At 37.3% G+C, this 14815-nt stretch carries 10 protein-coding genes; all 10 read right to left on the bottom strand.

Features of this window, described 5'->3' with window-relative positions:
* Positions 1-17 precede the first annotated feature (17 nt).
* Positions 18-356, bottom strand: coding sequence for a ferredoxin (locus ACLJX0_RS13105; RefSeq protein ID WP_410881027.1), 339 nt, complete (start codon positions 354-356; stop codon positions 18-20).
* A gap of 2 nt (positions 357-358) precedes the next feature.
* Positions 359-1411, bottom strand: coding sequence for an NAD(P)/FAD-dependent oxidoreductase (locus ACLJX0_RS13100; protein ID WP_410881026.1), 1053 nt, complete (start codon positions 1409-1411; stop codon positions 359-361).
* 110 nt (positions 1412-1521) lie between these two features.
* Entirely contained in the window at positions 1522-1761 is a 240-nt protein-coding gene (locus ACLJX0_RS13095) for a NifU family protein (protein ID WP_410881025.1), read from the bottom strand.
* Positions 1762-1784: 23 nt separating this feature from the next.
* Positions 1785-2915, bottom strand: coding sequence for a P-loop NTPase (locus ACLJX0_RS13090; RefSeq protein ID WP_410881024.1), 1131 nt, complete (start codon positions 2913-2915; stop codon positions 1785-1787).
* A gap of 117 nt (positions 2916-3032) precedes the next feature.
* Positions 3033-4328 (bottom strand): TolC family protein, encoded by a 1296-nt coding sequence (locus ACLJX0_RS13085; protein ID WP_410881023.1) that lies wholly within the window; start codon positions 4326-4328, stop codon positions 3033-3035.
* Complete coding sequence (locus ACLJX0_RS13080) at positions 4321-6687, bottom strand: ABC transporter permease (protein WP_410881022.1); 2367 nt, start codon at positions 6685-6687, stop codon at positions 4321-4323. Before ACLJX0_RS13080 ends, ACLJX0_RS13085 begins: the two co-directional genes overlap by 8 nt.
* 70 nt (positions 6688-6757) lie before the next feature.
* Positions 6758-7567, bottom strand: a complete 810-nt coding sequence (locus ACLJX0_RS13075) for a GIN domain-containing protein (RefSeq protein ID WP_410881021.1) — start codon at positions 7565-7567, stop codon at positions 6758-6760.
* 23 nt (positions 7568-7590) lie between these two features.
* Positions 7591-10005, bottom strand: a complete 2415-nt coding sequence (locus ACLJX0_RS13070) for an ABC transporter permease (RefSeq protein ID WP_410881020.1) — start codon at positions 10003-10005, stop codon at positions 7591-7593.
* 23 nt (positions 10006-10028) lie between these two features.
* Positions 10029-12431 carry an FtsX-like permease family protein gene (locus tag ACLJX0_RS13065; RefSeq protein ID WP_410881019.1) on the bottom strand — a complete coding sequence of 801 codons (2403 nt, stop codon included), beginning with the start codon at positions 12429-12431 and terminating at the stop codon, positions 10029-10031.
* 2 nt (positions 12432-12433) lie between these two features.
* Entirely contained in the window at positions 12434-14815 is a 2382-nt protein-coding gene (locus ACLJX0_RS13060; protein ID WP_410881018.1) for an ABC transporter permease, read from the bottom strand.

The following is a 14815-nucleotide window of genomic DNA, read 5'->3' as shown; positions in this document are numbered from 1 at the left end:
GGTTTAGCCGTTATAGCTTATTCTGCTGGAGCTAATTCTACAATTAACCCTTCCAGCTCTGGAGCAATACCAATTTGACAACCCAAACGGCTATTGTCTTTGACATTGAATGCCTCCCAAAGCATGGCTTCTTCATCTGGATTCATTTCTGGTAACTCCACTTCGTCAGCGTTATGTACATAACACTGACAAGAAGCGCACATCGCCATTCCACCACAGATACCAATAGTACCTTCTGGAGCTAACTCATAAGCGCGAACCACTTCCATGATATTCATACTCATATCCGTTGGTGCATCTACGACATGTTCTACTCCTTCTCTATCAATAATTGTAATTTTAATATCTGCTGACATGACTATTCAATTGATTTAACAACCGCTTTCTCCGCTTCTTTGCGTGTACCATCAAATCCATTAATACCCGAAACAGTCGTATATTTCAATACGTATTTCTTTCCAGGGTTCAACATGTTATACACACTTTGACACATTAAAGTTGCTTCGTGGAATCCACATAAAATCAACTTTAATTTTCCTGGGTAAGTATTAATATCTCCAATCGCGTAAATTCCTGGGATATTCGTTTGATAATCCAATGCGTTGTTTACTTTAATCGCATTTTTCTCAATCTCTAATCCCCAATCCGCAATTGGACCTAATTTTGGGGTTAACCCAAACAAAGGAATAAAGTAATCACAAGGCACTTCTTCAAGTTCTCCTTCGCGACTAACTACCACAGCTTCTAATCGTGTTGCTCCTTTGAGTTCCACAATTTCTGCTGGTGTAACTAATTTAATTTTCCCTTGATTTTTGAGTGCTTGTACTTTCTCTACAGAATCTAAAGCTCCTCTGAATTCGTTACGTCTATGTACTAAGTAAACTTCGGCAGCTAAATCCGCCAAATAAATACTCCAATCTAAAGCAGAGTCTCCCCCACCAGCAATAACAATCTTTTTACCAGCAAACATTTCTGGTTTTTTCACGAAATACTCCACGCCCTTATCTTCATAAAACGCTAAGTTTTCCAATTCTGGTTTACGCGGTTCAAATGAACCTAAACCACCTGCGATTGCCACTGCTTTTCCGTGGTGCTTTGTCCCTTTATTTGTTGTAACGATAAACGTACCGTCTTCTAGTTTTTCAATTGTTTCAGCCACTTCATTTAGGGTAAATCCTGGTTGAAATTGCTTGATTTGCTCCATTAAATTATCGACTAATTCTGCTGCTCCTACGGATGGGTATCCTGGGATATCGAAGATTGGTTTTTTAGGATAAAGCTCGGTTAATTGTCCTCCTGGTTGAGGTAATCCGTCAATTAAATGACATGTAAGCTTTAGTAAACCTGCTTCAAAAACAGCAAATAGACCCGTTGGTCCAGCTCCAATAATAATTATATCGGTTTCAATCATGGTGTAGTTCTTTAATACAAAGGTACCCTTTGTAACGTTTATTAAAAATGATAAAAGTCAACTATCTGTCAAGATAATACATTCTTTAACAGCTAGTTGACTTGTTATTTTTATCCAACATTAACTACCGTCTCGATTTCTGGTGCATATTTTTTAATTGTAGTTTCAACCCCTGCACTCAATGTCATTTGATTCACACTGCAAGCTGTACAGGCACCTTCTAAGCGAACTTGGACGTGCTTGTCATCAACTATATCAATTAATGTAATATCTCCTCCATCGGTTTGCAAAAACGGGCGAATCTCGTCTAACGCCTTCATAACGTTTTCTCTGATAGTTTCTGATGCCATATATTTAAATCTATAAAATGGTTTTATTTTTTTCCTACCGCTGAACATCCAGCCATAGTAGTAATTTTAATTGCCTCTGTTGGGGGCAATGAATCGTTGCGCAGCACAACTTGCTCTACTACGTTTCTCGTAATTTCTTCGAATACTTTTGCAACGATTGTGTCTTTTTGTAAAGCAGCTGGACGACCAAAATCTCCTGCTTCTCTAATACTTTGTACAATAGGCACTTCTCCTAAGAAAGGCACTTGCAAGTCCTCTGATAGGTTTTTCGCTCCATTTTCTCCAAAGATATAATATTTGTTGTTTGGTAATTCTTCAGGTGTGAAGTACGCCATGTTTTCTACGATACCCAATACTGGTACGTTGATACTGTCCGACATAAACATAGACACTCCTTTTTTAGCATCGGCTAGCGCCACTGCTTGTGGTGTAGATACCACCACTGCTCCAGTTACAGGTAGGGATTGCATAATTGACAAGTGAATATCTCCTGTTCCAGGAGGTAAATCTAATAATAAGAAGTCTAATTCACCCCAATCTGCATCAAAAATCATTTGATTCAAGGCTTTAGCTGCCATGGGTCCTCTCCAGATAATCGCTTGGTCTGCTTTGGTAAAGAAACCAATCGATAAAAGCTCAACCCCATAGGAACTGATTGGCTTCATTTTAGAACGTCCATCCACCTCAACAGAGATTGGTTTTGCATTCTCTACGTCAAACATTATTGGCATAGAAGGTCCATAAATATCGGCGTCTAAAACCCCAACGCTAAAGCCCATATTGGCTAAACTCGCTGCAATATTAGCGGTAACGGTAGATTTTCCAACGCCTCCTTTTCCAGATGAAATCGCAACAATGTTTTTAATTCCAGGTATTGCTTTCCCTTTTATTTCTGGTTTTTCAGGTGCCTCAACTTTGATATTTACTTTTACTTTAGCCTTTTCATACACTTGTTCGTGTATCACTTTCATTACATCTACTTCAGCTCTTTTCTTAATGTGTAAAGCGGGGGTTGATAAGACTAAATCGACAACTACCTCATCTCCAAAGGTCATCACGTTGTTAACTGCCCCACTTTCAACCATATTTTTACCTTCTCCAGCAACAGAAATAGTCTCTAATGCTTTCAGAATATCTTTTCTATCTAATTTCATTATATGCGATTAGTTTTCAATATTTTACTATAAATCTTGACTTACGCAAATATAGCAGTTATATTTGAAATTTTGATGTTAATATATTCTAAATGCAACCCGCTAGCTCACTTGATACTATAGCCGATTGGTGTAATTTAAAGCTCTTTTTTTCGCTAAAAAAACGCGTTTTATTTCATTTTGAATACGAGCAAATTCCGAGCGAAGCAATTGGTTTTTAGCAGTATTAAAGGAGAAGACATCTGCCTTTCCATTCTCGTATTTTACTTGTGTCGTGTGAAAGGATTTTTGCGCCAAGGCAATGCTTTTTTCAAGGGATTCACTCAACAGTTCCACCTGATTCAACTCTTGTATCAATCGGTCATTTTCTTTGGAAACAAATCGCTCTTTATCCAGTATTTTCAAGGCATTTAACTGTCTCTCCACCTTGTTTTTTCGCAATTGTCGAGCCACAGTTCCACCCTGAAAAACGGGGATTAACACCCCTATTCCAACATAGTGACTTTTATTATCTCCCCACTGTCTAGAGAAGGATTCCACTTGCCAATCCAAGCCCGTTTTAAAGGGCTTGGAATAAAAAGATCCGAATTGATAATTCCCCGTCAATCGAGGGTAATTCTTCGCGCGAATTTCCCTTTCTTCTACCTCTAATATTTCTTGATAAACGCGTACTTTTTCCACTGTAGGATTGAATTCATATTCCAATGAATATCCAACAAATTCCTGTTCAAAGACTAGAGTAAAATCTTCTGTTTCTAACGTATCTATATCCAACAATTGCAACAACTGCAATTGTTGATTTTTTAGCTCATTACGGGTCTCCTGCATGCTAATCTTTTCATTCGCAAAGACATATTCAATATCGTAGCGATCACTTTGTGGTTTTGCTCCCGCTTCTACTTCTTTCGTCACCCGATCCAAATTAATCCTGCTATTTTCCAATTGATGTTCTTGTAATCTATAATATTCTTGTGTACCAATAATTTTAAAAAAAAGATCTAAGATACGCTGTTGATAAGCAAACTTTACTTCTTCTTCCTGTAAACCTGCATAGGAATTAGCTACTATTTTCATCTGACGATCCATATAATCAGACCAATCAAACAAGGTAATGGAGGCATCCACAGCTGTTTGTAGCGATTGAATATTTGAACTGACCCTTGTATTGGTTGTAGGGTTAATTGCCGATCCATAATTGAAGCTCTGAGAAGCATTTACTCCCACTTGAGGCAAGAAATAAGACCCTATACTTCGCTGCTGCACCTCCACAGCATTTTTCTCCAGCTGTGCAATCATCAATTCGTAGCTATTTTCTTGTCCCAAACGCATACAATCACTTAACGTCCACTTTGCTTGCGCAAAGAGAAACGACGTAGAAAATACAGCTAGTAGTGCCCAAATTTTCTTATTCATAATTGATGTATTTCAATGTTGTTATACGGGTAGCCTTGATGGATTTCCATACCACTAACAGCATAGAAAAAAGCGTTAAGCTGAGAAAAGCGATTAAAAACGGGCCACTTGATAGGTCTATGCGGTAAACAAAATCTTCTAACCACAGCTGCATCAGGTAGTATACGGGATATACAGATAGTATAAATCCCAATAGACAGTACACCAAGAAACGGGCAGATAAATTGACTATGAGTTCTTTTCTACTAGCCCCTAATACTTTGCGTATAGCAATTTCTTTTAATCGGCTTTCGATACTAAAAGACACAATAGCCATCAATCCAAATAGCGCAATAAACATTGATACGCCCATCAAACATAAAAACAAGGTGCGCTGATATAAGGTCTTTGCATAACTCGCTTTAAAATCGGTATTAGCAAACTCATATTCCATCGGATAGGTTGACTCTACTCGTTTACGCCAAAATACGTCTAACTGATTGAGTGTTTGTTGTACCTTCGTTGGTTCTATTTTTATGGAGATATTTTCCATAAGTCCTGAAAACCACCCCACTGTATTGGGCATAAAATAGGTTACTGGCGGAATTGTTCGAGTAAAACCTTCTATTTTCATATCCTTTACAACGCCAATAATTTCAAAATCTCGTCCGTTCCATCGCATCGTTTTTCCGATAATGCCATCAGAAAAATGGAAATTTCTTTTATACGTTTCGTTAACGACAATCTTATTGATACTATCTGAAGCAAAAGCACGGTCAAAAAATCGCCCTTCGACCAATTGACCGTCAAATACACGGAGAAAATCGTATCCTACAGGTACATTTTCACTTTGAACAGAAATTTCTTCAATCATATTACTTGAACTACTCCCATAACCGGCACCCATCAGCATGGAATGGTTTACAGCCGCTTTGACTCCATCAATTTTTTGTAGATCTGCCTCTATGCGTTGATAGATTACATTGCGTTGGTTTTCGTCTTTGACCTTAAAGCGAATATTGACCACTTGATCGCCATTAAAGCCCAAATCTTCTTGTAAGAGATGGCTGACTTGTTGTTGAACAAAAATAGCCGTAGACAAAAAGAAAAACGCAATAACAAATTGAAAAACCAATAGCGCATTACGCAAACGCATCCCTGATCTACTTCGAGAAAAGTTACCTTTCAATACTTTAATTGCATCAAAAGAGGCGACAAAGAGACTCGGTAAAACACCTAAAAGCAGGTATACCCCAAGCAAAAGTAGACCAAGAACAGACACTAAGGACAAAAAATCCGTTGTCAGAATTCGACTGACTAAAATATTAAAATAAGGCATGCCCAATTCAACGAGTACCAGGGCTACTGCAAAAGACAGCAAGGTTGTTATTGCTGCTTCAAACATCATCTGTTTCATCAACTGACGCTGTGTACTTCCGATGGCTTTTCGAATACCAATTTCCTTAGCCCGCTTAAAGCTTTGTACAAGTGTGAGATTAATCGCATTGACAAGCGCTAACACCAAGAGTAAAATTGCAGAAAACAACATGATATTTACAATTTTGTTTGCCGCAGGTCCTGCTCCTAATCCGTTGGATTTCGGATTGAGGTAAACTCCACTCAGTTCATTGTAATTCAACACCATAAAACCTTTCATCTTTTCTTTCAACTCTGCAACAGAAACTCCTTCTTCTTGGGCATATATCTGTGTAATTTCTTTGTAAAACACATCCTGTAATTGCTTTTCAGCTTCGTGTATTCCAACTCCATCTCTTACTTTAATAAGGAGCGTATAGTTGTGATCTCCCCAATTATCTGCACGATTATAGGCAATTTGATTTTCTGTTAAGTAAGAAGTCAGCCCCTTAAACACGACCGAACTATTACCCGGTATTTCGAAAACAAATCGCACGGTTAATACTTTTCCATTGTCTAGTTGTACGAGTTTCCCCGTAGGATCAACGCCTACACCAAACAAACGCGCGGCTTCTTTCTTTTCTAGCGCTAGGGCATCTTTGTAATTTTGCTTGTAATCTTCCGCACTACCAAATACAGGGGTGAAAGGGAAAAACTCGAAAAAATTCGCTTGTTTCTCGTCAATATCATATAGGAAATCCGTTCTTCCTTCCACCACTACGCTCATCGAATTGAAAGACATATAGCTAAAGTTATAGGCTTCAATAATAGAGGAGGCTTGATCTAGCTGGTTGGCAATAGGGGCAGGAAACCAATTTTTGAAATAGGAATCTGCGGTTCCTTCTACTTCGTAAATTTTGTTTTTATAGGGATTCCATTGGTTAAAGCTATGTTCATTTTTCCAATAGAATAGCACAATAATCAACGCCGCCAATCCAAGTGCTAATCCTATTATATTGAGCATAGAAAACCATACATTTTTTTTAAAATGCCAGAGATATAACTTTAACCAATTCGAAATCATGCGTTGTATATTAATTTACTTTTTCAATTTTTCCACCAGAAGATTTACTCACTTCTACCAGAGTAGCTGATCCATAAATCGAAATTTTTCCTGAAGAACTTGCCTTTCCTCTTACCTCATCTGATACTGTAAAACTCATAGATCCAGACGAACTCGCTTTCCCTTCTAGTGTTTTTATAGCTAAATCTTTCCCGTCAATTCTACCCGAACTTGACACCTTGGCAACAACCGACTTTGCCGTTCCGTCCAATTCAAGTTTTGCCGAGCTACTTGCCGCTACCTCTACTTTATTTCCTTTTAAATCCAGGTCAACTTTAGCTGATGAACTCACCTCGATAGTCGTGTTATTCGCTATTTCAAATTTTCCTTCCACTTTTGCTGAAGAACTGGCAACTACATCTAAATTATCCGCTTGTACTAGACTTCCATTAAATTTTCCAGAGCTACTAACGGCTACTTTAAAATCTTTTGCCAACACTTTGTTCTGCACATTAATAATGGCTGAAGAAGAAACATAGGCTCCCGTCAATGTTGGGTTACTCACTTGTACATATACGCGTTTCGATTGGTTGTTAAAAAAACCCTTCGGTGTTTCAATAAACACATGCAATACCCCATTTTTCACCTCTGTTTTGACATATTGTAGATTCTCTTCTTCCTCTACACGTACTTCTACACTTTTGGCCGCTCCATAGGTAAAATCGAGCTGAATACTTTGTGACACTTGTACGCCCGAGAAATCGGCTACTTGTCTTTTTTCTTGCTTTTGAGCAAATACTGTACTTCCCATCAACAGGAAGACTAACGCGATTTTTTTCATGATCTATAATTTTTTTAGTTTAATTATTCATATTTAATATATTTCAATACATTGACCTGGACTGCTTGACGAACTTTAATATATACAGTAATAAAGGTCAACACCATCAAAAACAAAAAGGCAAAAACAAAATTAACCCACTGAATGTCAATGCGAAAAACATAATCATTCAACCAAGCATTCATAAAGTAATAGCTGGGATAAATAGAAAGCCCAAATCCAATTATCGCTAGCAAAAGATAACGCTGTGACAATTGTCTCATTTGTTCGTTATTAGAGGCTCCTAATACTTTGCGAATGGCAATTTCTTTATATTGATTGGCAATGGTAAACGAAGCCATACTGTACAAGCCAAAGAGCGCAATAAACACGACAATCACACTTAGCACCAGTAGAATATTCCGTTCTTGCATACTACTTTTGAAGATATGCGCAAAACGACGATCTACAAACTCATGAGAAAAAGGATATGCTGCAATATCAAGTGCCTTATATACCTGTTCTGATTGTGCGATAATCTCTTCCGTTTTTGTAGGATCAATCTTGACATATAATTCATTCACATTCAAAATCTGCCAATCAAAAATTTTCAGATTAAAGAAAATCATAGGGGCATAATCAGACTTAAAACTCCCAGTATGATAGTTATCCACAATTCCAATGACAGTAAACACAGAGCCATTCCAATTGATTTGTTTACCGAGAATAGCTGAATCTCCAAATTTATCCTTAAGGTATTGATTAATAAGGATATTGCTAATGGTATCAGAAGCTATCTCCTGTTGAAATGATCTTCCTTCGACCACTTTTATTTCCATCATCGTTAGAAAATCCTCATCAATTCCAACATTCATAACTTGGACAGAGACACCTTGATGGGAAATTGAACTTGAATTATATCCACCACCACCAATAGCAAGCGTAGAACTACCTACAGCTTCAACTCCTTTTATTTGCAATAATTCTGCTTTATAGATATCATATAGTTGCTGGCGCTCTTTTTTCTGTTTTGAACTTAAAAAGGGTAAAATCAGTATTTCTTGCTTAGTGAATCCCAAATCTTTATCTAGCATATAATTCACTTGTTGATAGACTACCATCGTTCCCATCATGAAAAAAGAAGCAATCGCAAATTGAATAATCAACATCATATGTCTCACACTAAATCGTTGATTATTTTTCAAAAACTCTCCTTTTAAGAGTCCTGTTTTTGATACTTTTCGAAGAACCAAAAGCAATACAACAGCAAGGAAAAAAGCCAATCCTATGATAAACGTTACACCAAAAACAAGTTCTTGTATCAAATTAAAATACAACTGCGAGTGCAAAAATACGCGCAGTGAAGGCAGTGAAAATTCGACAAAAACAAAACTCAGTCCTGTAGCAAAAAGTAGGGTCAAACAGCTTTCGAAAAACAGTTGCCAAAAAATAGCGGTATAACTACTTCCAACCACCAAACGCACACCAAACTCTCGATGTCTTTTAAGACTTTGCACGATGGATAGATTCATATAATTCACCACAGACAAGATCAAAATAGTTAAGGATAATCCAATAAGAATATACAATCGCTGACTGTTAATTGCGGGTTCTAATGTTCCGTTATAATTAATATCCGTAATCATATGTTGTCCAGACAAAGGAAATAAGCGATGAATCTCCATCGTCTCTCCTTCCTCATCCAAATATTCTTGCACCGTTTTTCCTTGTTCTTTAGCTAAGCGGACATACACATGTTCATACATGAGATTGCTTATAGCGGCAGCAACCGCTGTGGTTTGCGTTTGATCTCGAAGCTTGATATATAAAGTTGCATTGTAATTTCCCCAATTTTGCTGTTCTTTGGCCACAACTCTTTCCATCCCTGAAAAGAGCATATGAGGCGCAATAGAATTACGCGTGTCGCCAAAAGTATATAGTCCTTTAATGAGATACTCCTCCTCTTCAAAGGTAAAAGTCTTTCCTAAAGCCTCTTTTCCGAACAATTCTTCTGCATACGTATCGAGTACCAATACACTATTAGGCTCATCTAAAACAGCCTCACCTTGAACCAGCTCAAAAGGGAAGAAAGAGAAAAAATTAACTTGTACTTTTAATCCTTTAGAAAAAAGGATTTTTTCTCCTTCAAAAACCAAACTACTTGATATGTAATTAGACAGATACATATAGTCATCGATAACCTGTTTTTCCTCTTTTAAATGTGGTCCAACAGGAAAAGGAGCTAACATCCAAATATCACCCTCTCCTAAATCTGCACTGATAATAAACACTTCGTCTTTATGCGGATTCCATTGATCATAACGAATTTCCTCATTATAATAAAGATAAGCCAATAAAACGCCCCAAATACCAATAGCCAAACCCAATACAGTAAGAATAAAATACACTTTATTCTTCTGTAGATTTGTTCCATATATTTTCAGCCAATTTTTAATCATTTGTTCGGTATCCTTACAATTTATTATTCATATTTAATATACTGCAACACATTTATCTTTGTTGCAGCATAGGCGCGACTAACGACAATAAGTAGCGTTAAAACCATTATTAATAGTAAACACACGAGATAAACTTCATATCCAATTTCAATGCGGTAGGCATAATTGTTCAACCATCTATTTAATAAATAATAATTAGGCAATAGGGATAGTCCAAATCCTAAGATTGCGTAGAGTACATATTGATAAGATAAACGCAGCGTTAAGTCCTTAGAATTGGCTCCTAACACTTTGCGGATAGCAATCGTTCTTAACTTGGTTCCAATTGTATAAGAAGACACGGCAAATAAGCCAAATAGAGCAATAAAGAGAACCAAATAGCTCAAATAAAGCATCACTCGTTTTTGCACTTGTACTTGTTCAAAAGATTGAGCGAATTTTTGATCTACAAACTGATACTCGAAAGGTTTACTCGTCTCTACGTGAAAAGTAAGCCACAATTTTTCCAAAGCGGGAAGCACAGTTTCCAGCTGTTGAATATCCACCTTTACACTTACTTTGTTAAAATTAAAATATTGTTCAGAAGGCAAAATAAACATCATAAAGCCTATTGGATGTTCTAACCCTGCGGCATGAAAATCGCGAACTACCCCTACAATATTTCTTCTAGCCAATTGTAGCCCATCTATATTTTCTTTCTGAAGATGGCGAAATAAAGTTTCATTGATTACCGCGTTTTCAATACTGTCATTCGCTAAGGTATGCGTTAGGTATCGACCTTCTTTCAAACCGATTTGCATCATTTCCAGATATCCATCCTCTACATTAGAAACGGCAATTTGCACAGGAACCCCTTCATAGGGAAAAACCATAACAAATCCGCTTCTTCCGCGATCGCCATAATCTAAATCACTAAAAGCGACTTGTTCTACGCCCTTTATTTTCAGTGCTTCTTGTTTGAATGTCTGATAGGTGCTCTCTTTGTCTTTACCGTAAAGCTCCTCTAAAAAAGGAAAGCTCATCACCTGATCTCCTTTAAAACCTAGGTCTTTAGCAACCATATAATTTACCTGTTGATAAACAATATAGGTTCCTGTCATAAACCAACCAGCAATTGCGAATTGAATAATCAAAAAGCTATTTTTTAACACACTTCCTGCCCGACTGCGGTGGTAATTTCCTTTGATTACCTTCAACACCTGATAATTAGCCAGGTAAAGGGCAGAAGGTAAGCCTCCAATCACCAAAATTAGAACAAAGATGCCCACAAATAAGTACAGAACATCGTTCATTTTGACTTTGATATGTGTTTCCAGAAAAGAATTAGCAAAAGGCAAAATCCACAGGACAAAGAAGAATCCCAACACAGCAGAAAGCAGTACTACGATAGCTGTTTCCAATAAACTTTGCATCATGATTTTCCCTTTAGTTCCGCCTAAAACCTTGCGAACGCCAACTTCTTTGCCCCTAGAAAGACTTTGAGAAAGCGATAAATTGACATAATTAAATAAGGCCAAGAGTAACATGACCCAAGACAATCCAACGATTACATACAAAAACTGAAGCTTTGTAGTCGGCGTTGGAATATTGAGTACATCTGCATTACTAAAATGAAGGGTTGCTAGAGGATGTGCTATATAGTTCAACTCATATAGTCCGCCATTTGATTTTAAAAATTCTTCTAAAGAAACATTTTGTGCTTGCGCTAAAGCCTTCAAATTATAGTGCTTATAAACACTGTCTGCAGCTTGGGTCAAAGCATCTTTCTGCTTTGTTCGCACTAAAAGGGAAGCACTACTGTGATTCCAATTATCAACTAAATCTTCAGGTATAAATTGATGATCATTGACAACCGCATCTGGTGCAAAACTACTGCGTTTATCTTCCAAATCATAAACCCCAACTACGGTATACCACACTTCGTCTAGGAAGACTTGTTCGCCAACAGGATTCACTCCCGCTCCAAAAATCAACCTTGCTTTTTCTTTTTCTAAAGCAATTTCTTTGGGATTTTGAAAAAGAGTAGACGTCGTTCCATACATCAAGGGATAAGGGAAAAAATTGAAAAAACTCGCATTGGTTTGCAACACATGCTCCACGGTGTATTTCTTCTTCTTATACGCTACCTCAGCGGGAAAATAACCACTGTATAAGACATAATCTTCTACAAAACTATAGTGTTCTTTCAGCAGACTAGATAATATATAAGGCTGAGCACTTGTTTCGCCAGTCTTTCCTTGACTTTCTAGTAAATAAATCTCGTCCCTATTTGTATTCCATTGTTCAAATGCGTGTTCTTCTTGCCAATAAATTGTCGACAAAAATACCGCTGCTATTCCAATAGCTAGACACAATACATTGAGTAAAAAATAAGTTTTATTTTTTTTACTTTGAAATAAAAATACTTTCAACCAACTCTTAACCATAACTATTCGTATTTAATATGCTTAATAAAATCAACCTTTGTTGCAAGGCGCACTTTTGTCCAAACAATGAAATACACCAACCCCACCAAAAAGAGAAAGGAGAAAACAAAGGGATACCCCATTATCTCTTGTTTATACTGAAATTTATCCAGCCACATATTCATGACCCAATACACGGGATAAGCGGTAACTAAGCAAGCAACAACCACCGCAACAAAGAAGTTTCTTCCAAAAAGCGCAAAGAGTTCAGCTGTACTAGCTCCTAATATTTTTCGAATAATAATTTCTTTTTGTTTTTGTTCTAAATGAAGAGATAAACTTGCATATAACCCGAACAAAGCCATGAATACAACGGCTATAACCCAAACAAAAAACATATGTTGTTGTGATTTTACGTGTTGATAATTAGCGGCAAACTGATCAGCAATCGTTTGATAGTGGAATGGATATTCATAGTCCACTTGCACCACCCAAAACGCACGTAAACGCTCAAGGGTTTCAAGCCAATCGATATTTTCATCGAATTCGATGGAGAGGTAATTAATTCCATAGGGTAAAAACTCTATATCCTTCCATTGAAACAACAAAATGGGTTGTACTGCTTCTTCAAACCCGTTGCTGAAATAATTTTTCACCACACCTTCAATTAAATAGGTACTTCGATCATAGGAAATCACATTTCCCAACGCATCGAGAGGCGTTACTCCCATATTGGCCGCAAACTGTTCATTAATCCATACTTTGGGTAAGCTATCTACTTCTATAGGACGATACGCTAGGGTTTCAAATCCCACCATATCAATATACGCTTCATCAATTCCCTCCATAACAAAATCCGGAATTTTACGCATGCCATAGTAAGCCGTATATTTGGTTTTAATCGATTTATCTTCATAGGCAATGGTGGACAAAGCGACGTTTTTAATTCCATCAATTTTTTGGATTTGTTGAATCAATTTATCATTGCGATATAACTTACGACGGATTTGCTGGGTAAACAACTTCACTTGTATCACCTGATCTCCACTAAAACCTCGTGGTTTTTCCTCCATAAATTGCACTTGACTAGCAATAATCCATCCCCCAACAACAAAGAAAAAGGCAATAGCCATCTGTATAAATAGGCTGTAGGTGCGCAATCGCAGCCCTCTTTTTTGTTTTCTATAGGTTTTCCCTTGATACAACTGACGCAGTAGTCGAGTAGCATAAAGCGAGAGAATACCACCAGCCAAAAAAACAATAATACCAATCACAAAAGCAATACCTCCCCAGAGAACAGGATGTCTAATTCCTATCGTTTTATGCAAAAATTGATTGTAAATCGGCATACTAAACTCAATGAGTATTAAAGCTATTCCCATAGCGATAAGGACATTCATCAACGTCTCAAACCCAATCTGCAACGATAATTTTCCTTTGGAATTTCCTAAGATTGCACGTACTTGGAATTCTTTCAATCGCGACAATATCCCTGCCTGATTTAGGTTGATGTAATTCAATACAGCCAATACAAAAATGAGTACCGAACACCCCACAAGTAAATACAGCGTTTCCAACTTCGTTTTTCCCTCTAGTAAGGCCGTTTGCTTAGAAATGAAACGTCCTTCTTTTAACGGAGAAAGCCATACGTGGTATTTTTCCATTTCTTCTTGGTTGCCAAACATCTGATCTTGATTATTTTCAACCAAATCCACTACGTGGTTTTCTATATTTTGTGTCGGAACACCTTTTTTAAGTTTTACTACTAGTCCCCCTCCATTTTCCTGCCATAATGCTGCTTCTACTTCGTTATTCCACTCCATACTCATTAACACTACATCGGGCATAATGGTTGCTTTTTGGTCTAATTGATACACCCCAGCAATCTGATACGAACTGTGAGCCAAGGACAACGTTTGTCCAATTGGATTTTGAAAAGGAAAAAACTGTTGGGCAATTTTTTCAGAAATAGCAATCTGACTAGGATTTGCTGCTACTTCAACGGCGCTTCCATACACAAACTTAAAATTGAAAAAGTCAAAGAAAGTAGATTGGGTGTTTACTATTTTCCCTACAACTGCTTGATGAAAATTACTTTCTGCATAAAAATCAAGATAATCCAGTGCATAGTAACAATAGTTTTCAATCTGCTGTTCTTGGAGTAATTGAGGACCTATGGCAGCTGGAGCAACAATTGCATTACCTGCTTCTCCAACAGTTACATTCACTTCATACAGTTGATCGACATCCGCTAACCATTTGTTATAGCTCCACTCATCTTGGATAAAAAAGAAAGCCAAAAGCAGGCATGCCATACCAATCCCCAATCCTAAGATGGTCCAACAAAAGAACCAAATGGATTTTTGGATGTTTTTCCGAAATGTATGAAACCAACTGTACAGCAT

The sequence above is a fragment of the Myroides sp. DW712 genome, assembly GCF_046557355.1.
GTDB lineage: Bacteria > Bacteroidota > Bacteroidia > Flavobacteriales > Flavobacteriaceae > Flavobacterium.
The sequence above is the reverse complement of the archived record's forward strand: the minus strand, read 5'-3'. Positions and strand labels throughout refer to the sequence as shown.